Below are 25,197 nucleotides of genomic sequence, written 5' to 3'. Positions count from 1 at the left end.
TCACAGAAAGTCCATACCACCCTGTAACCCCATCCCAAGAAGTAACCGGTTTATTAAAATCCCAGCCTTGTTTATTCTTCCAGTTTGCTCCATTGGTACTATTGTATAGTGCTAGTAGTGCGTCTTTTTCTGAGGACGAAATATCTGTTGCTTCAGTAGCTTTTAGTAGTCCTCTTTTCGAATTTTGCAGAAGATTTATATTTTGTAAAACCTCTTCCTCATTTCTTTTAATTGATTGATATTCTATAACATGCATATCTCGCATGATTTTTATCTCTCGATTAAGGTCTTCTGGTTCATTCACGCCTCTTTGTTTTAATTGGGCAGTAATTTGCTCTACATCAAAACCTATTTCTCTATCACTTAGCTCTTGTGCAAAAGAAGACAGCGAACTTAGTAGTATATAAATAGTGAATATCCAGTATTTTTTTATTTTAAAATTTATTGCCATATTTATCTTATTTTACAAATATAATTAACATTATTATTATTGTTAATTATATTTTAATTACATAATACTAGTAACTATTTATTAATTTTAATAACACCTACTACTGGTTTACAGGGCCCGGTGATTAAGGTTATTGTATCTCTCTTTAAAACTAAATAATCTATAGTATTTTTATAATTTGAAAGGATTGGATGTCTTGCTTCGCAATAGTAAGTTCCCGCATCAGGCGATGTTATATTTGATATCACATATAGCCTTGAAGTAGCGCCAGGAATTATTTTTCCATTCTTATACCATTGAAAAGTTTCTTCAGGTAAATACCTATTATCCTCATACATTGTCATTGTTATACTTCTTCCAATATCACCGTTGATTGTTTTTGGTGTGTCTACTAATTTTTGAGTATTATAAGTAAACTTCGTTCTGCTATTAAGAACAGGATACTGGGACATTAAGTCGATAAACCTAAATTTATTACCATGTAAACCAAAATTTGCTGACAATCCAATTTTGTCCAGATTAGGAATAGGTCCTTCTAATAGATTATATGATAAATTAAAAGCAGAAGAAAGATTGGTTAACTGACTTATTTCAGAAGGAATAGAACCTGAAAACTGGTTACCATGCAAAAAGAGGGAATTAAGTTTTGTTAACTGCCCTATTGCCGGTGGAATAATTCCTGTAAATTTATTATTATTGAAAGCCAGGAAGCTTAAATTGGTCATTTTGTTTATATCCAATGGAATTGTACCTGTCAGCTGATTTTCTCCAAGATGTAAAGCCTCAAGCAATAATAACTCATATATTGCTGGAGGAACAAGACCTGTTAATTGATTTACAGATAAATATAATGTTTTTAACTTTTTTAGATTACCAAGTTCTTTGGGAATCTCTCCACTAAATTTATTATAGTTTACTGAAAAAACGGTTAAGTTTTTTAATTGCCCAATTTCTTTTGGGATTGTTCCACTCAATTCATTATTGTACAGATAGATTTCCCTCAAATATTCTAGTTGACCAATTCCTATGGGTATAGATCCTGTCAATTGATTGTTGTGTAAAAATAAGAGGTAAAGTTTTGAAAGTTTTACTATTTCTGGAATTATACCACCAGTAAGTTGATTGTTACTTAAAGCTAACATTTCTAAATTCTCAAGTTGCCCTATTCCTGATGGAATAGTCCCCGTTAATTGATTGGAACCAAGATTTAAAGTTTTTAATTTAGTAAGTTCCTTTATCGATACTGGAATTTCTCCAGTAAGTTTATTAGCTCTTAAATCTAAAACTTGTAGTTGTTTAAGCTGCATTATCTCTAAAGGGATAGTACCCGTAAATTCGTTTTGATTCAAATATAAAATCTGCAAGTTTTCCAGTTGTCCTATCTCAGGAGGTATATTACCCGTAACTTTATTAACATTTACATTAAAATAGGTTAAGTATTTTAATTCTTCTATTTCTGCGGGTAGAGATCCATTTAAGTTGTTATTTTCTAAATTTAAATAAGTCAGATGCCCATTAGTCACAGAAAGTCCATACCACCCTGTAACCCCATCCCAAGAAGTAACCGGTTTATTAAAATCCCAGCCTTGTTTATTCTTCCAGTTTGCTCCATTGGTACTATTGTATAGTGCTAGTAGTGCGTCTTTTTCTGAGGACGAAATATCTGTTGCTTCAGTAGCTTTTAGTAGTTCTCTTTTCGAATTTTGCAGAAGATTTATATTTTGTAAAACCTCTTCCTCATTTCTTTTAATTGATTGATACTCTGCAACGTGCATCTGTTGCATGATTTTTATCTCTCGATTAATCTCTTCAGGATCATTAAGCCCCCTCTGCTTTAATCGGATTGTAGCTTGTTCTACATCAAAATCTATTTCCTGATCAGTAAAATCCTGAGAAAAAATAGTCGTTGTAATAAGAAAACTTATAATGCTAAAAACTAATGTATAGGTTGATTTCATGATAGTCTTAATTATTTTTTATTAGCAGCATCAGCAGTAATACATGTAACAACCTGCTTTTTTATAATTGTCTTTTTATTTGGAGCAATTTTTAAACTTTTTTTACCAGTATGTGATTGTTTATCAGATATGCTAACATCATTGGTTTTTAATTGTCCCTGAAAATCAAAGTGCGAAGCTGCACCGCAATCTGAGAAATTATAATCCTCAAATCCATCAGAAGCTAACTCACTGTATTTAGTATTTGAAGCCACAGCTACAGGAAAACGATTATTATACCCATATAAAGCTGATGAATAACGTTTTAAAGCATCTTTATTTTCTATCTCTTGACCCGCAGGATTGTACTGGGTAACCTCTGATGCAAATGTCCATCTGTCATAATTTGTTCCTGTTGTTTTTTCCCAACTATTATTTTTGGTAGTAAACACATAAAAAGGGTAAAAATCGGTAAAGAAACCTGTCTTACGAGGAGTAGGGTCAATAGTATAATTTCTCCCAGTTAAATAAGCGAATGATTTATTGGCTCTCCAATTACCTAAAACATTATGTAGATATGGATTATATGATATTTTAATAATATCTTCCTCTTCGATATTACTGTTGGTATTTTCGTATTCGAATTTCAATACTCCACTATCTGTAAAAGTCATTTTAGGTAAATTACATTCACATTGAGACGGCCATATATTATTATACTCCACCGCAGAAGCATTAACAATCCTATTATTTGATGTAGCCGACATATAAGGATTCTCTCCTATGTTCCCTTTTATTGTAGTTACATTATTATTACTATCATAATTATATAATGGATTTGTCATAGAAGTTACACTTGCCATAGATACCATTTGCATGTTTCGATATCCGGAACGAATTACTTTTATTTTACCAGTATTTATAACATCTGCTTTAATTAATATTCCCCTTTCATCAATAAGTTGAAAATTAGCTGTGTTTACTTTTACAACCCAAGCCCTCTTGGGTATTTTGGTACGATTATCCGAAGTAATTACATTAATCCACACTTCGTCTCCATCCATTAAATAATCTGATTCTTTATGTTCTCCAACAAATTGGTATTGATTGTTTCCTGTTTTATTTATTTCCCATTCCAATCCTACATTTTTGGCAGCTTGACTCATACCAACATAACTCCAATAAGCAGGGAAATTAAAATTAAAATAGTTGTCATTGTACTCATTTACGGTTTGGGTCAATAAAACATCTCCCGTTTCTGCATCCCACGCTAAATTCTTGGTTGATACTTTTGATCCTAAATCATAGGCAACTTTTTCTGAAAGAATACCACTACTATGGATAACCTTTGTAGTTACTGCAGTCCTAATTTGACTTTCATGTTTAGAATAACTTGGTATTGGCGTTGGGATTACTATTACAATAAATGTAAATGGTAAGGTTGCCACATTTAAATGGATTCCTCCAGTAGAACTTGTTGTTTTACTTTCTCTAAAATCATTGACTACATCATAATCAACACCAACCAATTTAGAAGATATAACTCCTTTTGAATCAATAGTTTTTACAAAATTATCAAGTCTACCTTGATTTTTAGTATTACTTTTTGTAGTTAAATTATATTTATAATCAACACCCGAAATATAATCTTTTTGACCTTCACCATATATGCGCTGATTTTTCATTTTACCATCCATATCATTAGTATGTACAGCATATCCTTGCGATAATGTAATATGATCTCTAACATTTAAATTAAGTATATTAGATAATGCTGTAGAAGTATCATAATTAGAAGATAAGGTTGTACGATCAACAATAGTTGGAAAATCTTTAGATGTATAAAATTCAGTAACTACAGATCCTGTTGCATGCTTTTTTACGGTTGCTGTTACTTCTTTTTTATCATTATATTTATTTCTTGGTAAATTAGTTACTGTAACTCTACTATAAGTAACCTTTGGTGCAGGAAAGAAAGATTCTCCAAAAGGTTCTTCAACATAATTATCAACATCCGGACCTAATAATAATTCTCTTCTCTTTTGATCATAAGAAGGTTTTACAAATGGATTTTCTTTACATCCTAAAGGCTCATAAGTAGCTACTCCAGAAGACTTTCCGTTTTCCGTTTCATAAATATATTTTTGTCCGTAAGATTGCTGATAACCACTAGTTTTAGTATTATTAGTCATCACATCCCATTGATCATGAATTTGAATATCCTTAACTCTACTGCCCCCCCCTATTTTTCTTCCATCAGGTTGTAATAATCTAATCCAGGATTTATTACTAATAAATTTACTTGCAATACCAGTTTTTTCTAATTTAGTATTTGGGCTTTTAAAAATATCTAAAAGTGTTGGCATCCATCCTATAAGTTCCATAACAACACCTTTTAAATTATTAGTGTCCTCTTCGTTGTGCATACTATAAACAAGTCTGTTTAGATTATGTCTGCCAAAATTCCAACCTGCTTTTATAATTGGGTTTACCTCTTTTTTATTAGGATCAAATCCATCTCCTTTTCCAACATACCTAATTGGTATGGCGACATATTGTTTTCCATTTGTTTCTAAAAATCCAAAATCAGATTTCGAATCTTTATCTATATTAAGATATCCAGTGACAAAATCATATTTTTCGCTTCCATCTATTACCGATGAAGGATTAGGATTCATATTTAATAAAAATCTAAAATATAATGGATTACTATCATCTCCAATCGTTTTTATATACCTATCATAAAAAATCTTTGGAATTTGCGAATCATTAATTGATAATTTTTCATCTATTTTATGATCTAATGCTACATATATATATTCTCCTAAATTTCTCTGCTGCATTTTGTCAGGAGAATCAATATTAGCAGTAGTTAGCCCAGATTTTGTACCACTTCCAACGACTTTGAACATCTGCATTGCATCCTTATCTTGTACATATCCATAATCATCTGCTTCATAATTTAATTCCATTAAACCACCAGAAGGCAATCTAATAGTTTTTAATAACCATACACTTGCATATTCATTTACGATTTCTCTATTGCTTTGTTCTACAAACGGATATTCAGGGTTAGATAATTTAGATGTAGTTTCTGGACCTAATTTATCATTGACAGGTTTATAATTCCCCCATACATCATACGCCTTCATATTATAAGGAGGATTATTAATTAAATCATTTTCAATCTGGTAGCTTGGTGTGTCTACTAGAACTTTAGGAGCATAATCAAAAACATAAGGTGTAAATTTTCCCATGTTTGATTTTTTATAAGTAAAATACACTTTACTTAATGTTAATTTTCCTCCATTATTTATGCTATTATCAATATTTTGACATAAGCTATAGTTGTATTCGAAATTTGCCTCTTTTATAGGAGTGGCCTTTTCTCCATGTAGTAGGTATTCTGGTTTCGAATACAAAGAAATTTTATCTAATTTGTACATTTTAGAATCATCTCCACGACCACCGTTTTCATCCTTAACACCATATCCATCATTTCGTGGTGAAAGATTAAAAATAGCAATATGAGTTTTTGTTACTATTTTCTTTATATAAAGTAATTCTTTTTCTCCATATTGATAATTTCCTCTATTATCTTTTTTACTTGATCGTAAACCTTCATCATAATTTGCTTGATTCGCTTTAAAAGGAACTCTCCACTTATAAAGACTTGCTTTATTAGGAGTTTTATTTTCGTATTCAAATTTGGTATAAGTACCTAAATCATCATCCGTAGGGCCATCATTTTCTAAATCTTGATAATCTGATGATAGAACTGAAGTCAATAAATAAGAATGAGCATATGCAGGCGTAGTGACTCTATTAAAATATTGATCTCCATCCTTGGAATTTCTAGATGAATTATCAACATCAGGAGTATAAGTCACCAATCCATTTATAAAACTAACTCTTCTATTAGGATTATCTTTCTCGCTTAGATCAAATGTGGCTTCTTTCTTTATTGTATTATATACAGCTCTACCATAAATATATCGCTCCCCTCCTTCTTTTGTGATTCTTACCTCGGCAGTATGATGATCTTTGGCAAATTCGCTAGCCTTATTTTTTGGACTATATTTTTTTAATTCTGCTTTAGTAATATTTTGAATAGACTGATTTCTGGATAAACGAGATGACTCTCTTTTAATAGTTCCTGTATTAGTAATCACTCCACTATTTTTAAAATAGTTTAAACTGGTACTTCTCGAAAATTTACCACCATTTAAATCTAATTTTATAGCATCATAGCCTCCTAGTTTATTATCAAATAAATCTAGTTCTTTATCAACCTGAGTCCCTCCAATATTCTTAAAAAATACTTTCTCATAATCAGGCCTGTTTCCAATTTTTTTCTCTCTGAATCTTCCTAATGCTGGATTTAAATTTTCCCACAAAGAGCTACTGCTTTTTCCAATAGTCACTGTAGCATCAAACCCCACATGGAATCCTCCACCAGCCCCTATTTCACCTCCTAAAGAACCTCCACTACTTTCATCATGAATTTCCTTATCATAAACATAACCAACTTGTGATTTGTAAGGACGATACATCCCTCCAACTCCCTGTCCCTGTACACTATATAAATCATAGGTATTATTAGTTAAAGGTAAAGAGGTTGTGTTTTTGTTGAATGTTCGGTCTTTCTCCCTGTTAAAATCTAAAATATCTGATTTGCCTGCATTATAACTATTTTCAAAACCATAAGCCTTTTCCGTTTTATACTTTTCAGACTCTTTTACCCCTTGACTTATACGGTATCCTGAAAATTTAGAACCAGGTTCGGCACCCCAAAATTCTCCCTGAATGTTTAAACTAAACATATAGTTTGAAGAAACCATTCCTACACGCTTAGTTGGAGTATAGGAAGCATCTATAACAGAAAGAGAACCTGAAAAGCTTTTCCCTATTTCATTTATCATTATTCGATTTATCTTTTCATTCTTGATTTCTTTTGAAGCCATAAAAGACATTGTTGTACTTTCTATCCCTTTCCTACTATTATAACTTACACCAGCATTAGCTCCCAGATCAATATTACCAGAATCTGCTTCACCTATTTTTTTAGAAAATGAAATACTTGGAGCTATGGATACTCCTTCTGATGCAGATGATTCCAAATCCATACCAACTCTTAAATTATCGGCTATCTGAAAACTCAAACCTCCATTTGCAGAAGCTCCAAATCCATCATAGTTATTATATTTAACTCCCATACCAGCGTTCAATTTTGCTTCTTTAACTCCAAAGGCAGCAAAAAAGACATTAACATTTGCTCCAACTGTTACATTAGGTCTCATATTGTTTTCATAAGTCATCTCATCACCATTAAAGTCATCTGGTAATCCTCGTAATTGTCTCGAAATTTGACCAACATTTAAATCCCATCCCAATCCTACCCAAGAAGCTTCCTGATCCATAGTAACACCCGAATTGTAAGCAAGGTTTAAAGGATACCCCCCAACATCCATTATCGGAATGTTATAATTGAAATCACCACTCGCTAAATCCACCATATCTGAGGTTCCAATTGGGGTAAAAGATTCAAATTCTGGTTGTGATGGGCCTCCAGTCAATGCGTACATTTGCATAGGTTGAAAAGTTTCTAAAAGAATCATCATAGCTAAATAAATAGCAATAGTTTTTTTTAATCTATTTTTTTTAATCTGCTTAATCATAACGCTATTTGAGTATTGGGATCTTTAAACATAAATTTTAATATTCCTTTTCTAAAAAGGTAATCGTTGTAAACTAATTGAATTTTCTCATTAGGGTCAATTCCTGAAAAAAACAATAAAACCCTTTGATAAGGAGCTATTTTATAATTGCGTTCAAAAGTTACCCCAGAACAAACAATAGTATCTTTCTTTGATGTAACTACATAAAAATCTTTCTCGAGACCGAAAGACATATATTTAACGGCATCTGTATAGTCCATTCCTGTGAAGTCTTTTGTAAGTAAATCTTTCTCTTCATTTTGCTGAAATGTAAATTCAAGAACACGTTCTCTTTTATTTTCTTCATACAGCGAATCGACTACTTCTACATTTTCTTTCCCTAGGACTTTCAATAAATAATATTGAATTGGAACTTCTGTTGCTGCAAACGCTATATCATCGACAGTTTGAATATGTACACGAGATTTCCATCCTATTCTTTCAAGATTGAAATAACGGTCTCTAATTTCTGACTGTTTTGTAGTATTGTTTATTTCCTTTTTACAAGAAATAAACATTAAAAACAAAAGAAGATAAAACAACTTATTTGAGCCCTTCATATCTTTTGTTTATATATTTAAGTAAATCTTGAGTTACATCAATTGTTTCATCAGTATATAAAACAGGGGTTTTATTTTCGGAACCTATTATTAATTGGTATCTATTTTCTTTTGAGAACTCTTCAGTATAAGTATGTATTCTTGACCAAATTTTTGAAGATTCATTTATTGCAAAGCTTTGATTAAATTGTACTAGCTCTTCTTTATCCGAAATGAATTGTTTCAATAAAATTTGTCTTTTGTTCTCTGAAATTGATTGAGACTGTAATAAAGAGTACAAAGAATCGATTTGAACTTTACGAGTCTGAAATTCTTTTTCTCCTACTCTCTTTAATTCTCTAGTCATAATGAAATTATCAAACAATATACTACTGTTAACAGCTACAATTTTTGTATTTAATTTTAAGCTTACAAAAATTAGAGCAACTATCAATACTATTAATAGTAAGAAATTAACCGCTATCAATAATTTAAATTTATTTTTTACCACGTTAAAACTTGTTAATTTTTTGTAAAACTAACTTATTAATTTAGTAAACCAACTTAAACATAGGTTTTATTTTGTTAATATTAAGTTAATATATTAAGAATATACCTTGTAATATTACAATTTAAAGCGTTTTAAATCAAAAACACACGAAAAAATAGAAGCCTATTTGTCATATAATTAAATAATTATTTTGATTACTCTATGAACTCTCCTAACTTCGTAGCAAACACATTACATTAATAAGTCATAACCATTAAGTAACTCGAACAATAATTAATCGATGGAAAAAAAGACAACATCAGAAAGAAAACTACTCTTTATTTCTGTAATTGTAGGTATTATATTTTCGTTTCCATTAACGGGATTTATTTATGGCTTTTCTGTTTGCAAAGATTGTGGCGAAGGAATAAATGGGATATTGGGTAGAATATTCATTGGTCTTGTAGAAGCAATTCTTACTATAATTACATTAGGTGCGCCATGGGATAATGAAGGAGGAACAACTAGTACCAATCTTAGATTTTATGTATTTTTAACCGCTTTAATTATCACCTTATTACTTTTTTTTATTCTAAAAAGAAAAAGAAGTAAGTATCAAATAGACTAAAAATTTATTTAGACTAACAAATAAACTATGAAAAATTTAATCTATTTAATAAGCTGTGTAATACTAGTATCGTGCAATAAAAAAGATAATTTAAACGATACTAATTCCTTAAAATAGCAAATCAGTATTTAACTGAATATTATAAAACAAAGAATCAAAAGTTTCTCGAAAAGAGTTATAAATCATTAAATGAGAATACAATTTATAAGGAAGAAGGTATTACCAACGACAACAAAGAGTTAGTCTTACCCCTATTAATGTACATGAAAAAATATGATGAATTAGAAAAATTATTACAAGAGGATACTATACTCGATAAATATCAAAAAGAAATTACCAGTAATTTAATTAAGTCTTTAAACAATCAGAAAGATATGGAACTTTCGAAAAAGTATATTTATAAAAATATCGATTTAATACAAAATAAAATTACAAGTACTCCTAACGATTCCTTACTGTATACACAATATTTTATCATGAAACTATATCTTAATGGCAGAGATAAAACATTACAGGAAATAGATAGCATGAAAGCGAAAAATCCTAAATACTCAAAGGCTTATTATGATTACATTTTACGTGATTTAATAGAAGAATATCCTCAAGAACTTTTATATAAATAAACGCATCTAACCACTCAAAACAAAAATCCCATTTCGAATATTTCCGAAATGGGATTTTTAAATTAAGATAGAATAAATTATTATTTACTCCACTCAGAAATACTGTCTTTATTCATTTTTACGTAATCCTGATTTTTAGCAGCTTCAGCAGCAGCAAGTGAAACTTTAGCAGTTTCAACAGCTCCTTTTTTGTCTCCTTGTTTCGCTTGGATTAATGATTTAAGTCTGTAAAAATAGAATGGTTTATCAGCGCTTAACTCTAATGCTTTGTCAACATATTCTCTTGCTTTAGCGATATCGCCTCCTTTAGTTTGAAAAAAGTATTGTGCAGCGTTAAAATAATCATTTGATGTTGGTCCAGCCAATACTCTTTTGATACTTTCTGAAGCAATTTTATCTGTAGGAACTTCAAATTTTACTGATACAGAAGAATTCTCCCATGCAATATCGATAGTTCCAGAATTAGGATCTAAATTATTGATTCCGATAGTAAACGTTTCAACAGCTTTGTTTAAAGCCTCTTCTTTTACAGTAGTTTTTAAAGCTACATCAGCTTCATTCCAGTTTTCTGGTAATCCCCAGTTATCCGTTTTTGAGTAAAAAATAACATCCCAGCTTTCAATTTTTGGAATAGTATAAATAGCATATTTACCTTTTTTCAATGTTTTACCGTCAATTACAACATCATCACTAAATGATATTACTGTATTTTCGTTAGCACCCGTTCTCCATAATTTACCAAACGGCACCAAATTACCAAATACTGCTCTACCTCTAGCACCAGGTCTAGAGTAAACCACTTCTACATCTGTCAGACCAACAATTTGGTTTACAACAGCTTTAGGACTCGATTGAGGTGTTTTCATTTGTGCTTCGGCAACAAATGGAGCAATAACAATTGCTAGGGCAATAAGTATTTTTTTCATTTATATATAGTTTTTTTGTTTCCTCAAAATTACGAATTCAATTAGTTTTAATTGTTAATAATTACCTAATGGTGGACTTAATTTTTACTATTTTTTCAAAGTTTAATTCATCAAAATGGTTGATAATTATATCAGCATCAGATAAATCTTGCATTTTAGAATGCTCGCTATTATATCCCACACAATATATCCCTGCTCCTTTTGCAGCTTTTACTCCATTTGTACTGTCTTCGATAATAATACAATTTTCTTTCGGTGCTTTTGATAATGATGCTGCATGCAGAAAAATAGCTGGATTAGGCTTCGATTGAGGAAAATCTTCCCCACTTACAATGTCAGTAAAATATTGATACAAATTAAAACGAGTAAAAACACGCTCAATAGTAACTTTAGAAGCAGATGAAGCCAGAATCAATTGCATCCCATTGGCATATAAATCTTTAATTAAATCCTCAACACCATCTAGCAAGTATAAATCTTCTTTGGTATCGAAAGCATCATTAAAAATAGTTCTTTTTCTCTGAATCAAATCTTCCACCTCTTGCTCTATCACAAAAGTCTCTTTTAGTTTCTGAAATGTATTTCGAGTCGAAAATCCTGTAAACGAAGCATAAACCTCATCGGTTACATCGATATTTAATTCCTCAAATTGTTTGTGATAGGCATAATAATGTACGGGTTCTGTATCTACAATTACACCGTCCATATCAAAAATTACTGTTTTTATCATTTTTTCTTTTTAAGGTTCTAAGCTGCAAAGGTTCAAAGGTTTTTTTCTAAGGTTCTGAGGCACTAAGTAACAAAGGCGCATAGTTTTTTTATATTGTGGAAATATTATTTATTTAGAGCATTTACTATAATATAGACTATTCACTATTCTTTACGTCGCAGAGATTTAAAAGAATAAATGAGTTTATACAATCTAATGGATACTTCCAATAAATCTTGCATCTTGCATCTTACAACAAAACTACTTCTTGAGCAAATAACGAATCACGGTTTCGGCTGCGTATAAACCAAATAATCCTGGCATATAACTATTTGTACCATAAAATGATTTTTTAAAATTAGATCCGTCCGTCATTTTTAAACTTGATTCATCCTGAATTTCTGAAGAAAAAACTACTTTCAATTTATCAATTTTGGCTTCTTTTAATCTTCTGCGGATAGTTTTTGCAAAATAGCAATTTACAGTATTGCTAATATCTGTTACTTTCACTTTTGCAGCTTCCATCTTTCCACCTGCTCCCATGCTACTAATAATTTTTACACGTTTGCGTTTGGCAGCAATAATCAAATTTAGTTTTGGAGTAACACTATCGATACAATCCAAAACATAATCAAACTCCTCAGTAACTATCTCAAAAGCGCGCTCTGGCGAAAGAAACTCCTGAACACGTATTAATTTTAATTCTGGGTTAATATCCATCAAGCGATCCCCAACAATTGTAACTTTAGGTTGCCCAACTGTCGAATGTAATGCTGGTAATTGTCTGTTTATATTTGTAATATCAACTACATCTCCATCTACAATTGTCATTGTTCCTACTCCTGCTCTTGCCAAAAACTCTGCTGCAAAAGACCCTACTCCTCCTAATCCTACTACAAGAACGTGTGAATTTTTAAGATTATCTAATCCTTCTTTTTTAAATAATAATTCGGCTCTTTCCGTCCACTCTGCCATATATTTTTTGTTTAAAGTTTAATGTTATTGAAGTTTAAAAATCCAATTTTTGTTTATTAAAAACAGTTGCAAAATTACTTGATATTTGCTGCTGTAATTCTTCAATTGTTATGTTTTTATATTTTGCTGCCAAAGCATACACTATTTCTATCATTTCTTCGATTGTATCCGTTTCTAAAAAAAATCGATTATTGGGAATACTTTTAAAAACCGCTTCCAAATCAGGGTTCTTGATTAGATATTTTCCAAAAGAAATATAAAATCCATTATCCAGAAGTTGCTTGGCTACTTGCTGATTCTTAGAAAACCCATGAATAATCATAGGAACAGTAATTCCTAGTTTTTTCTTTAAAGCAATTACTTCCTGAAACGCTGCTACGCAATGAATCACGACTGGTTTTTGATGCTTTTCGGCTAGAAGTAATTGTTTTTCAAAAACTGATTTCTGTAATTCAAACGAAACTTCTGTACGTTTATCCAAACCACATTCGCCAACGGCAAGACAATTTGCTGCAGCCAGTTTTTTATCTATAATTTCCAGTTCAGCCTCAATTCTTTCCTCTATAATATACCAAGGATGAATCCCGATAGAATAAAACGGAATAGTTGCATCAAATTCATTAGGGTATTGATTTACTAAATCCAGAACATCTGGATGATTTGCTGATTTATGTGTATGGAAATTAAAAAAATGCATTAATCATGAAACTTTTTAACGCCTGCTTCAATCGCCACGTTCAAATCATTTTCTAAAGGTACAATCGGGCAAGAATACTTATGGTTATAAGCGCAATACGGGTTATATGCCTGATTAAAATCGATTACAATTGTTTTTCCTTTTGGAATTTTTAAATCAATATATCTTCCTCCTATATAAGTTTCTTTCCCAGAGGTTAAATCCGAGAATGGAAGGAATAAATAATCTTTATATTCATCTTTTTTAGAAAGGTCGATGTTGCGATATACATTTAATTGTAAGTCTACTCCATCAATGGTAAAATATATGGTTCCGTATTTTATATACATTGGCTTTCTGGCTGTAGAAGTTTTCATCTCAAAAGGCTTTTCTTTCTTGGCTTTCACAAATTTAGCCACAACAGCATATTTTTCATTTATTGGATAAAAATCTAATGTCTGGAATGTTTTTAAATCTTCTGGCAATAACGGACTCGTCTTTGCATCTGCATATTCTCCATTAATTGTCTTTTGGAAATTTTCGGCAGCAGCACGATCAAATTTTTCTTGGGCAATACCAAAATTTAAAGCCAAAAGCGTCAAAAATAGAATTAGGTTTTTCATCGTATAAATTTTAGCAAAAATAGTTTAAAAGTAACAAAGCAACAAAGTCTGTAAGTTACAAAGTTTTATAACTTTGCATATATAACCCATTTATAATGCTAATCACCGCCTTTCAACGCTATATTAATAATTTTAGAGGATTTTCTAGAGAGATTTGGATACTTACACTTGTTACGTTTATTAACCGTGCAGGAACTATGGTTCTCCCTTTTTTATCCAAGTATTTAAAAGAAGATCTTCAGTTTACATATAACGAAGTGGGCTGGATTATGGTAGCATTTGGTTTAGGATCTATGTTGGGTTCCTGGCTTGGTGGTAAACTATCCGATAAAATAGGTTTTTACAAAATAATGGTATTTAGCTTATTTACCAGTGGTGTCGCCCTATTCTTTTTGCAATACATAACCACTTTCTGGTCATTATGTTTGGGTATGTTTGCTATTATGACTGTTGCCGATATGTTTCGCCCTGCAATGTATGTTTCCCTTAGTGCTTATGCCAAACCCGAAAATAGAACCCGTGCCTTAACATTGGTACGTCTTGCTGTAAATCTTGGTTTTGCTGCTGGTCCTGCATTAGGAGGTTTAATTATTATGGGAATTGGGTATCAGGGATTATTTTGGGTAGATGGAGCTTCTTGTATTCTTTCGATTTCAATTTTTGCATTATTAGTAAAAGAGAAGAAAAAACCAGTTTATGATAGTAGCCATGATATAATAAGCGAACCAAAATCGGTATTTAGAGATAAGATATTCTGGGTATTTTTATTTGTGAGTTTTGCAACTGCAATGGTTTTCTTCCAGCTTTTTACCACTTTACCTTTATATCACAATGAAAAATTTGGCTTAAGCGAATTACAAACGGGGCTATTAATGACCTTAAACGGACTTATGATATTTTCATTAGAAATGCCATTAGTAAGTTATTTAGAACGCAAAGCTTTCCCGAAAATAAAAATAATTACCTACGGAACCTTATTAATGGCCTCTAGTTTCTACCTATTATTAATTAATGTTTGGGCTGGAGTACTTGTGTTTGCAATGATTATGGTTTCGGTGGGCGAAATATTGAATTTTCCTTTCTCTAATGCTTTTGCTTTAAGCAGAGCCCCTCGCGGTCAAGAAGGACGATACATGGCTTTATACACCATGAGCTTTAGTCTGGCACATATTATTAGTTCTAAAGTAGGTTTTGAATTCATTACCCGATTAGGATATCAGTCTAATTGGTTTATAATGGGAACTATCGGATTGGCTGCAACCGCATGTTGTATTTGGATTCAAAAAGAATTACAAAAAGAAAATAGCATTTTGTAATAACACAAAACCCTTTCCTCAAAACAAATTAAATCACTGTAAAAGAATATTTTAAACCTGAAATACGTTTCTAATTGCATCTCTCTATTTTATAACCAACTATGAAAATAGTTAAATAACTGCATTTATAGTTGTGTAACTATAAAATTAGTTGTAAGTTTGAATTAAAATTAGAAAACATGCAAAAGTTAACCAACAAAGAAGAAGAGATAATGCACATTTTATGGAAGTTGAACAAAGCTTTTGTAAAAGAAATCCAAGCAGAAATTACCGAGGATCAACCGCATTACAACACCCTATCGACCATTGTAAGAAACTTAGAAGAGAAAGGTTTTGTGGCACATACTCCTTTTGGAAACACACACCAATACTATCCTGTAGTAACTCTAAAAGAATATAGCAAGCGCTTTATGAGTACTGCAATTGATAATTATTTTAATAGTTCGTATAAGAATATGGTTTCCTTTTTTGCCAAAGAAGAAAAAATTTCGGCCGATGAGTTACGTGAAATCTTAGATATGATAGAAAACAAAAAATAATAATTTATGGAGGCAATTTTTATCTATATTCTTAAAACTAGCGGACTAATCACCTTGTTTTATTTGGCGTATTACATTTTATTGCGAAAAGAAACTTTCTTTAATAGCAATAGATGGTTTTTATTATCGGGATTAATCACATCGATTGTATTGCCATTTGTAGTTTACACCAAAATAGTTTGGGTTGCTCCTACTCGTACCAATTTTACCTCTTCTATAAATACCACAATTAAAACAACTCCTATAGAGCAGAGTTGGTTAGACACACATTTAAACCTGTGTCTCGTTATATTATATGTTTCAATCATCACTTTATTATTATTAAAATTTGCCTTCGACTTTTATAGCCTTAAAAAGGTTATTAAAGGACAAACCATTCAAAACCAAGCCGATTTTAAGTTTGTAGATGTTTCTGAGAATATTGCTCCGTTTTCTTTCTTCAATTACATTGTGTACAACTCATCACTGTACAATACGAGCGAATTGGAGAATATTCTGGAACATGAAAAAATTCATAGCGAACAAAATCACACTACCGACGTATTGATAACTAGGATATTTTGTATCGTATTCTGGTTTAACCCAATCGTTTGGTTGTACAAGAAAGCTATTATGCAAAACTTAGAATTCATTGCCGATGCCGAAGCTTTGAAAAAAATTACCGACAAAAAAGCGTATCAATACACGCTTTTAAAAATAACAACACATGAAAATTGTGTTGCAATCACCAATCACTTTTATCAATCATTAATCAAAAAACGAATCGTCATGTTAAACAAAAATCAATCAAAAAAGAAAAATTACTGGAAGTATGCCTTAGTTCTTCCCGTATTAGGAGCATTTGTATTCTTATTTCAAGTTAAAGTTATTGCCCAGGAAAAAGAACAAAAAGAAGCGAAAGAAGATATTGTTATAAATACAAAATCTGACGCGAAGGATGTATTTGTGTACAAAATTAAAAAGAATACAACTGATAAAGAATTAGATGAAATTGTACAAAAATTAAAAACAAATCATGAAGTAATTGTTGCATTTACAGAAGTAACAAGAAATTCTGATAATGAATTAACTGGAATAAGAGTTGACATAAAAAGAAAGAATGGCAAATCGCAAATCATGCAAACTAGCGGTAACGAAGCCATAAAACCTTTTGGTGTTGTTATAATAAAAAATGAAGATGGTACCGAAACTATTAATTTGCAAACTGGCAAAGAAACTCATCAGCCTGTAACTCTGAGTGAAAGTTCAGAAGGAGCCGAAAGTTATAATAACGATGAAGATTTTCCTATACCTCCTACGCCTCCAACACCACCTGATGCTCCAGAATTTCCTGAAGGACCAATGCCTGTTGCAAATATTGACATGTCTAAAATGCCAAAACCTCCTGTACATCCAAAAGATGTAAATGATGAAAAAGCAATGCAAAAATTCAACAAAGCAATGGAAGAATTTCAGAAGAAGATGGATGCTTTTGAACCAAATATGTCTGCTTATGAAAAAGAAGTAGAAGCTGTAATGGCAAAACGTCAAGCTATTTATGATAAGGAAATGGTGAAGTTTAATCAAGAAATGGAAAACTTTAATCAGGAAATGAAGATTTTCAATAAAGAGATGAAAGTATATGAAAAAGAAGCGAAGGACGCTGAAAAAGAGATGCGAAAATTTGAAAAGGAAAATAAATCCAAATAAAAAAAACATTTCTAATCTTTTATAAAAAATCATAAGAATATATGCATCACCCCTTAATTGTTACTATGAAAGAAACATTTTTAATTTCAATATTTCTACTCATTTTTAGCATCTGTTTTGGTCAAAAAGCAGATAGTAATCAAAAGGAAATAAAGCAAAAAATCGATAACTATATTAATGAAGTAATCGAGATAAATGAAATTCCCGGAGTGGCACTGGCTGTTATTAAAGACGGAAAAGTTATCTATGAAAAATACTATGGTACAGCTTCTTTTGAGGATAATAAACTAGTAGATAAAAACACCGCTTTCAAGATTTTCTCTACAACAAAATTAATTACAAATGTTGGGATATTTCAACTTATAGAAAAAGGAAAATTATCGCTGGAAGATCCAATATCAAAATATCTGGATAATCTCCCAAAAAAATGGCAAGGGATAAAAGTCGCTAATTTATTGTCTCATTCTTCTGGTTTGCCAGATATTGTAATGTTCGAAGATATTCCAATTACTTTACCTTATGATAAAAAAATTGCAATATTATCAACCAAACCAATGGAATTTGCAACAGGAGAACAATACAGTTACAATCAAACCAATTATTTTTTTCTTGCTAAGATTATTGAAAAAATAACTGGTTTACCTTTTGAAGAATACATCTTACAAAATCAATTTCCAGGAGTAAAATCTGGTGTTTATTTTTCATCAGACTTTGGCAAAAGCTTTCCTAACAGTGCGTTTAGATATAACTATGACAGTAAAACCAAAAAGTATGTAAAAAACACTTTAAACAGTGGTTCTGATGGTCATTCTGCAAATGGTTTAAATATAACGTTGCCCGAATTTATTCGTTGGAATGAAAATCTGGATAAGAATACTTTCTTGAAAAAGGAAACAAAATATTCGATGTGGGAGCCGTTTAAATACACTAAAAGTGATGAAAACTTTGGATATGGATGGGACTTTTACCCTGTAAACAAAATTCTTTCATATGGTTTTACAGGAGGTAATGAAACTGCTTTTAGAAAGTTCGTTAAAAACGATATGACAATTATCTTTTTATCCAATGGGCATAAATATGATAATTTATATGTACAGTCTCAAGTAATTAATCATGTCGCAGGAATTGTAGATAAAACCTTAATCGATGATTATTTATTAGCAGATGAAAAGACAACACAAGATTTTTTGAAATTAGATATTGCTAAATCTGAGCAAAATTATCTTGCTTTGAAAAAGAATCATCCTGAATGGAATTTTGAATACCGATTAAACGTTGTCGGCTATACTCTAATGAATTACGGAAGAATAAATGATGCTATAAAAGTATTTGAATTAAATGCAAAAGAAAATCCTAAATCAGGAAATGCATTTGATAGCCTAGCCGAAGGCTATTTTAATAATGGTCAACTTGAGATTTCTAAACAGACTTATCAAAAAGCTTTAGCTCTTGCGCCAGAAAATGCAAATGCAAAAGAAATGCTAACCAAAATAGATAAACTTTTAGTAAAATAATATTTGAGAATCCAATGAAAGAAGGCTTTGTAACACTACAAAGTCTTTTTTTATATCTTTGAAAAAAATCCTACTCTTATGTATAAAATTCTAGCTCAGATAAACAAATTGATTTTACCCAGTTTTACCAAGCGAGGACTTGATATTACAAAAGCCAAAAAATGGCAAATGGCAATAATTGGTTACCGTTATTACGTTACAAAACGTGCTTTAGATTAAATCTATACATTCCTAATAAATACAAAAAAGTCCTGTACAACATACAGGACTTTTTTTGATTATTGGGACAATCAGTGCTTTTATTTTTTTGGTAATAATACCGTATCAATTACGTGAATTACACCATTTGATTGGTTTACGTCTGCGATGGTTACTTTTGCTTTATTACCACTTTCGTCGCTTATATACAAATCTTTTCCTTTCATCCAAGCTGTTAGTGTCCCACCACTTACAGTTTTTAATGTTGCTTTACCTCCACCCATTTTTATTGCTTTGGCAATATCGGCTGCATTCATTTTTCCAGCCACAACATGGTAGGTCAAAATATTTTGCAACGTTTTAATGTTTTCTGGTTTTAGTAATGTTTCAACTGTTCCTTTTGGTAATTTATTAAATGCTTCGTTTGTTGGAGCAAAAACAGTGAAGGGTCCTTTACTTTCTAATGTTTCTACCAAACCAGCCGCTTTTACTGCTGCTACTAATGTGGTGTGGTCTTTTGAGTTTACAGCATTCTCGATAATATTTTTGTTTGGGTACATTGCTGCTCCACCAACCATAACTGATTTTTGAGCGAAAGAAGTTGCTCCAAATACTAATGCAAAAAATGCTGCTGCTAAAATGCTTTTCGTTTTCATGATTTAATTTTTTAGTTATAAAAGCATTTACGACATAACATTCAATTTGGTTTTTAATATAGCTAAAATTTGAACAAATAAAACCAAAAACATGCTACGACCCTTGTAAAATGGGATAAAAATAAAATCCATCATCTTTATAATAATTTATAGAGATGATGGATTCTTTTAACTCCTTGGATGTAATTACTCCGTTTGTTTCCTTGCTTGTATCTTAAAAATTTTATAACACATAGTCCCGACGCTTCGGGATAGATTTTATGTGTAAATAAAGAACTCAAAAAGAAATACATTTCTTTCACATAATTCTAGCTATGTGTATTTAAAATAAGTGAAACGTCTTTTTTTGAGAATTCAAAATCTATGTTTCTATGTGTTAAATTTTATTACACCCAACAGGTTTTTTACTTAAAACTATCTATTGCACTCCGCCGCCTAAAGCACGATATAAATTTATTGCAGCATTTAGTTTTTCTAACTTTATAGTAACAACATCTAAGTCATTTTGTAAAGCACCATTTTGGGCAACAATAACATCTAGATAAGTTACCATGCCGCTTTTATATAGTAATGTCGCATCAGAAGTTGCTTTGTCTAAAGAAACTGCTTTTTCTGTCGCAAGTTCCATGCGTTCATCGGCATATTTTAATTGAGACATGGCATCATTTACTTCTCCAACAGCAGTTATATAGGATTGCTTAAACTGAATAACTGCTTTTTCCTGTTCTATAATCGCTACTTCATAAGCAGTTCTTAAAGCACGTTTTCTAAATATTGGTTGTGCCAAATTAGCTGCAATAGTTTTAGTAACTGAACCTGGAAAATTAAACCAAGTATCAAACTCAAATGAATTTTTTCCGATTGAAGGTCTCAAACTCAGTGTTGGATACATGGTAGCTTTTGCCAATCCTGTTTTAGCATTAGCAGACATAACAGCATATTCGGCAGCTTTTACATCTGGTCTTCGGCTTAAAAGTGATGCTGGAATCCCTGAAGGCAAAACAACATCAAATTCTGCTACTTCCAGATTTCCAGATCGTAATATGCTATCCGGATATTCTCCACATAAAATTTGCAATGCATTTTCCTGAACCGCAATATTTGCTTTCGCTAAAGGAACCAATAACTCAGCTGTTTTTTTCTGAGCTTCAGTCTGATAAAGTGCCAAGGAACTAATTGCTCCCGAATTATATTGCAGCTTCATCATATTTAAAGTGTTATCACTTAATTCAATGTTTTTCTGTGCAATTTTAAGTTGTTCATCCAATCCTAAAAGATTATAATACGATTGCGCAACCTGAACAATAATTCTGGTTTTTAAAGCCGAAAGATTCTCTTTTTGAGCAAAATAATTGGCTTTAGCCTCTCTTTTCTGCATCGTTACTTTCCCCCATATATCTGCTTCCCAAGACAGCTGAATATTGGCATTATAATCGTCCATATAATCCTTACTGGTAAACTGTGCGCTCAAAGAACCATTAAGTGAGTTTTTAGACTGATAACTGCGACTCGCATTTGCATCAAAATCTAACGTTGGCAATAGACCTAATTTTGCTTGTTTGTAATTAAGGTCTAGCTGCTCCATACTTTTTATAGCGATAAGCACCTCGTTATTTTTAACGAGGGCTTTCTCTATCAAATCAACCAACAATGGATCTTTATAGTAATTCTTCCAAGGATGCAAAATAGTATCTCCGGTTAGTGTTACTTCTTCACGATATTTTTCGGGAACATTTAAATCTGTGCGAGAATATTTTTTCCCTACTACGCAGGATGTTAGCAAAACACCCGCAAATAAAGAAATTCCAATTTTATATAGTACTCTCATTATTATTCTTTTATATTTTTAATTACAATCTTCTTACCCGATACTTTTTCTTGTAAATATTGAAATAGTATAAAAAGTAACGGAATTACAAAAACTCCCAAAACAACGCCACTAAACATTCCTATAGCAGCACTTACACTTATAGATCTGTTTCCTACTGCTGTTCCTCCTGTGGCAAACATTAATGGTATCATACCCGCAATAAAAGCTAGAGATGTCATGATAATAGGTCTTAATCTCGATCTGGCTCCTTCGATAGCCGCTTCTGTAATAGACAGACCTGCATAACGTCTTTGAAGTGCAAATTCTACAATAAGAATAGCATTTTTGGCCAAAAGCCCGACCAACATAATTAAACCAACCTGCACATAAATGTTGTTATCAAGCCCTACAGCTTTAACTCCCGCAAAAGCTCCTAATATACCTGTTGGGATAGAAAGTAATACTGCAAGAGGCAATAAATAACTTTCGTACTGTGCTGCCAATAAAAAGAAAACAAATAGAAGACATAACCCAAATATGGCAATAGTCTGGTTCCCTCCCTCTTTTTCTTCAAGACTTAATCCAGTCCACTCATAACTATAATCAGATGGGAGTTTATCCAGAACTTTTTCCAGATTGTCCATAACTTCACCATTACTAAATCCTGGTAACGCTACCGCAGTAATATTAACCGAGTTGTAAAGGTTGTAACGGTTTACAGATTCTGGCCCATAAACCTTATGAAGCTTAACAAGAGATTTTACTGGTACCATTTCCATTTTTGCATTTCTAACAAATATTTCATTAAATGCATCTTGGTCTGTTCTAAAAATCCCATCTGCCTTTACATTAACTCTGTAAAACTTTCCGAATCTTGTAAAATCTGCCGACTGATCTCCTGCAAAATAAGTCTGGATATTATTTAAAAGTTCACGTATGTTAACGCCCATTTGGCTGGCTTTCTCCTCATCTACTTCTAATTCAAACTGTGGATAATCTGCTCTAAATGTAGTGTAGGCGTATTGTACTCCTGGTTGTTGCATAATTTGCCCAATCACTTTATCGGTCATTGCTTTTAATGTAGCCGGATCACGCGCTGTTCTATCCTGAAGCACAATCTCGGCACCACTTGTTACACCAAATCCTTCTACAGGAGGCATTCTGAGTACCATAATCGAACCTTCTTTTATACCCGATAATTTGCCCGTAACCATATTTAATACTTCATCAATATCCTTAACCGCTCCTCTATCTTTTTTAGGCTTTAATTTTATAAACCCTAATCCGTAGGCAGGACTGGCACTATTACTAAGAATATTAAAACCTGTAATACTGGTATTATTATCAATAGCTTCTACTGTCGAAAGTTCTTTTTCAATCTTTTCAACTACTGCTGTAGTACGATCTAATGCTGTTCCCGGAGGCATCGATAAACTGTAAAGCATAAACCCATCATCTTCCATTGGCACAAAACTTTTAGGTGTAGACATCATCATTACGATAGCAATAGCACTTATCCCAACAACTAATCCTCCTGCAAGCCATTTTCTGCCTATTAGAAAACGAACTCCTTTAATGTATTTACCCGTTAAGTTGTTAAACCCTGTATTGAATCCTACGAAAAAACGTTCTTTAAATCCTGATTTATGATCATCATTTCCTTCATGTTTACTGTTATGGTCGTTCTTTAACAAAAGTGCACATAATGCTGGTGTAAGCGTAAGTGCATTTACTGCCGAAATGATAATTGCAATCGCAAGTGTATAAGCAAACTGCGTGTAGAAAATCCCTGATGATCCTGTCATGAATCCAATCGGAATAAATACTGCCGACATTACCAGTGTTATCGATACAACTGCTCCTGTAATCTCTGTCATGGCGCTATGAGTAGCTTCTTTGGCGGAAAGCCCAGAATCTTCTTCCATCTTACTATGCACGGCCTCAACCACCACAATGGCATCATCGACCACAATACCAATCGCCAGAACCAAAGCAAAAAGCGTTAGAATATTTATGGTGAACCCAAATATGAGCAAGAAGAAAAACGTTCCTATAATTGCTACCGGAACTGCAATAGCTGGGATAATCGTCGAGCGAATGTCTTGCAAGAATATAAATACTACTATAAAAACCAGAATAAAAGCTTCTAGTAATGTCGATTTTACTTGTCCTGTTGCTTCGTCAAGTCTTTCTTTGGTACTCATTACGTTAACGTATTTAATACCTGGAGGAAAAGATTTAGATAAACGTTCTACTTCTTTATTAATCCCGATTTCAATGTCGTTTGCATTTGAACCTGATGTTTGTAATATCGCCATTGTAACGGCGTTTTTTCCGCTAGATTTATTGTCTCCACTATAAGAAATTGAACCAAATTCTACTCTCGCTACATCTCTTAGTCTTAAAATATTATTACCATCTGTTTTAACTACAATATTTTCATATTGCTCTGGCTTATTTTTCTTTCCTTTATATCTGATAACATACTCTAAAGCCGACTTTGATTCTTCTCCTAATTTTCCCGGAGCCGACTCTAAACTTTGATCTGCAATAGCCTGACTTATATCTGACGGTACTAAGCCCGCATTTGCCATTTTGCGTGGATCAAGCCAAACTCGCATAGAGTAATCTTTTTGTCCAAAAATCTGAACCTGACCTACTCCCGGAACTCGCTTTATTTGCGGAACCAAGTTAATGTTGGCATAATTTTGCAAAAACAACTCATCGTATTTGTTATTATCATCTGTATAAAGATTAAAAATAACAATCATACTATTTTGCTGCTTAGAGGTCGTAAGCCCCATTCTGATAACTTCTTGCGGCAATTTTGGTGTTGCTTGCTGTACTCTGTTTTGCACATTTACCGCTGCCTGATCAGGATCGACACCTTGTTTAAAAATTACACTGATAGAAAAAGATCCGTCATTACTCGCAGTAGATTTTATATACTGCATATTCTCAACCCCGTTTATTTGTTCCTCTAGTGGTGTTACTACAGAACGAATAACGGTTTCACTATTTCCACCGGGATAAGTACCACTTACCATTACTGTTGGTGGTGCAATATCTGGAAACCTTGTTACCGATAATCTTGTAAGACTTATGACACCTAATATCACCAATACAATGGAGATAACTGTAGCCAGTACAGGCCTGTCTATTATTTTTTTTAACATGGAAA

At 32.1% G+C, this 25,197-nt stretch carries 19 protein-coding genes and 1 pseudogene; 7 read left to right on the top strand and 13 right to left on the bottom strand.

Annotated features, from left to right (window positions below; all coding sequences use genetic code 11):
* The 5 genes and pseudogenes from OA93_RS19030 to OA93_RS19010 all read right to left on the bottom strand — a co-directional run.
* Positions 1 to 451: pseudogene (locus OA93_RS19030) on the bottom strand (hypothetical protein); the annotation flags it as partial.
* Positions 452 to 525: 74 nt separating this feature from the next.
* Complete coding sequence (locus OA93_RS24250) at positions 526 to 2,409, bottom strand: immunoglobulin domain-containing protein (RefSeq protein WP_052259528.1); 1,884 nt, start codon at positions 2,407 to 2,409, stop codon at positions 526 to 528.
* An 11-nt stretch (positions 2,410 to 2,420) separates the two neighbouring features.
* Positions 2,421 to 8,066: a hypothetical protein gene (locus OA93_RS19020; protein ID WP_039115380.1), complete on the bottom strand. Its 5,646-nt coding sequence runs from the start codon at positions 8,064 to 8,066 to the stop codon at positions 2,421 to 2,423.
* Complete coding sequence (locus OA93_RS19015) at positions 8,063 to 8,665, bottom strand: hypothetical protein (RefSeq protein ID WP_039115378.1); 603 nt, start codon at positions 8,663 to 8,665, stop codon at positions 8,063 to 8,065. Before OA93_RS19015 ends, OA93_RS19020 begins: the two co-directional genes overlap by 4 nt.
* Positions 8,649 to 9,155, bottom strand: a complete 507-nt coding sequence (locus OA93_RS19010; RefSeq protein WP_039115377.1) for an OmpH family outer membrane protein — start codon at positions 9,153 to 9,155, stop codon at positions 8,649 to 8,651. The genes OA93_RS19015 and OA93_RS19010 overlap by 17 nt, the downstream gene beginning before the upstream one ends.
* A 280-nt stretch (positions 9,156 to 9,435) precedes the next feature.
* Between OA93_RS19010 and OA93_RS19005 the strand changes: the two genes are divergently transcribed.
* Both OA93_RS19005 and OA93_RS19000 read left to right on the top strand, forming a co-directional pair.
* A complete protein-coding gene (locus OA93_RS19005) occupies positions 9,436 to 9,762 on the top strand; it encodes a hypothetical protein (protein WP_039115373.1) in 327 nt (108 codons plus the stop codon).
* Positions 9,763 to 10,019: 257 nt separating this feature from the next.
* Positions 10,020 to 10,385 (top strand): hypothetical protein, encoded by a 366-nt coding sequence (locus OA93_RS19000; RefSeq protein WP_131474510.1) that lies wholly within the window; start codon positions 10,020 to 10,022, stop codon positions 10,383 to 10,385.
* Between the two features lie 80 nt (positions 10,386 to 10,465).
* Here the strand turns inward: OA93_RS19000 and OA93_RS18995 are convergent, their stop codons facing one another.
* The 5 genes from OA93_RS18995 to OA93_RS18975 all read right to left on the bottom strand — a co-directional run bounded on the left by OA93_RS18995 (position 10,466) and on the right by OA93_RS18975 (position 14,294).
* Positions 10,466 to 11,311, bottom strand: coding sequence for a DUF2911 domain-containing protein (locus OA93_RS18995; protein ID WP_039115369.1), 846 nt, complete (start codon positions 11,309 to 11,311; stop codon positions 10,466 to 10,468).
* Positions 11,312 to 11,372: 61 nt separating this feature from the next.
* Positions 11,373 to 12,041, bottom strand: coding sequence for an HAD family hydrolase (locus OA93_RS18990; RefSeq protein WP_039115367.1), 669 nt, complete (start codon positions 12,039 to 12,041; stop codon positions 11,373 to 11,375).
* A gap of 240 nt (positions 12,042 to 12,281) precedes the next feature.
* The gene (locus OA93_RS18985) at positions 12,282 to 12,995 is read right to left on the bottom strand and encodes a tRNA threonylcarbamoyladenosine dehydratase (RefSeq protein ID WP_039115365.1); all 714 of its coding nucleotides are present in this window, start codon (positions 12,993 to 12,995) and stop codon (positions 12,282 to 12,284) included.
* Between the two features lie 34 nt (positions 12,996 to 13,029).
* Positions 13,030 to 13,692 carry a TatD family hydrolase gene (locus OA93_RS18980; RefSeq protein ID WP_039115364.1) on the bottom strand — a complete coding sequence of 221 codons (663 nt, stop codon included), beginning with the start codon at positions 13,690 to 13,692 and terminating at the stop codon, positions 13,030 to 13,032.
* Positions 13,692 to 14,294, bottom strand: a complete 603-nt coding sequence (locus OA93_RS18975; RefSeq protein ID WP_039115362.1) for a DUF1684 domain-containing protein — start codon at positions 14,292 to 14,294, stop codon at positions 13,692 to 13,694. The genes OA93_RS18980 and OA93_RS18975 overlap by 1 nt, the downstream gene beginning before the upstream one ends.
* Positions 14,295 to 14,389: 95 nt before the next feature.
* On the opposite strand from OA93_RS18975, the gene OA93_RS18970 reads away from it, so the two are divergent.
* From OA93_RS18970 to OA93_RS18950, 5 genes are all read left to right on the top strand, one after another.
* Complete coding sequence (locus tag OA93_RS18970) at positions 14,390 to 15,610, top strand: MFS transporter (RefSeq protein WP_039115361.1); 1,221 nt, start codon at positions 14,390 to 14,392, stop codon at positions 15,608 to 15,610.
* 179 nt (positions 15,611 to 15,789) lie between these two features.
* Positions 15,790 to 16,149: a BlaI/MecI/CopY family transcriptional regulator gene (locus OA93_RS18965; RefSeq protein WP_035621639.1), complete on the top strand. Its 360-nt coding sequence runs from the start codon at positions 15,790 to 15,792 to the stop codon at positions 16,147 to 16,149.
* A gap of 6 nt (positions 16,150 to 16,155) precedes the next feature.
* Positions 16,156 to 17,838 (top strand): M56 family metallopeptidase, encoded by a 1,683-nt coding sequence (locus tag OA93_RS18960; RefSeq protein ID WP_039115358.1) that lies wholly within the window; start codon positions 16,156 to 16,158, stop codon positions 17,836 to 17,838.
* Positions 17,839 to 17,903: 65 nt separating this feature from the next.
* Positions 17,904 to 19,352 carry a serine hydrolase gene (locus tag OA93_RS18955; protein ID WP_039115392.1) on the top strand — a complete coding sequence of 483 codons (1,449 nt, stop codon included), beginning with the start codon at positions 17,904 to 17,906 and terminating at the stop codon, positions 19,350 to 19,352.
* 78 nt (positions 19,353 to 19,430) lie between these two features.
* Positions 19,431 to 19,571 carry a hypothetical protein gene (locus OA93_RS18950; protein WP_039115357.1) on the top strand — a complete coding sequence of 47 codons (141 nt, stop codon included), beginning with the start codon at positions 19,431 to 19,433 and terminating at the stop codon, positions 19,569 to 19,571.
* An 80-nt stretch (positions 19,572 to 19,651) separates the two neighbouring features.
* On the opposite strand, the gene OA93_RS18945 is transcribed toward OA93_RS18950, so the two are convergent.
* The 3 genes from OA93_RS18945 to OA93_RS18935 form a co-directional block, all read right to left on the bottom strand.
* A complete protein-coding gene (locus OA93_RS18945; RefSeq protein WP_039115355.1) occupies positions 19,652 to 20,206 on the bottom strand; it encodes a fasciclin domain-containing protein in 555 nt (184 codons plus the stop codon).
* A gap of 418 nt (positions 20,207 to 20,624) precedes the next feature.
* On the bottom strand, positions 20,625 to 22,034 hold the full coding sequence (locus OA93_RS18940) for a TolC family protein (protein ID WP_052259527.1): 1,410 nt from the start codon (positions 22,032 to 22,034) through the stop codon (positions 20,625 to 20,627).
* 2 nt (positions 22,035 to 22,036) lie between these two features.
* Positions 22,037 to 25,192, bottom strand: a complete 3,156-nt coding sequence (locus OA93_RS18935; protein ID WP_039115353.1) for an efflux RND transporter permease subunit — start codon at positions 25,190 to 25,192, stop codon at positions 22,037 to 22,039.
* Positions 25,193 to 25,197: the final 5 nt, after the last annotated feature.

It is taken from the genome of Flavobacterium sp. KMS (assembly GCF_000813005.1).
Lineage (GTDB): Bacteria > Bacteroidota > Bacteroidia > Flavobacteriales > Flavobacteriaceae > Flavobacterium.
Note: the sequence above shows the minus strand (reverse complement) of the source record. Positions and strands in the feature narration are given on the sequence as shown.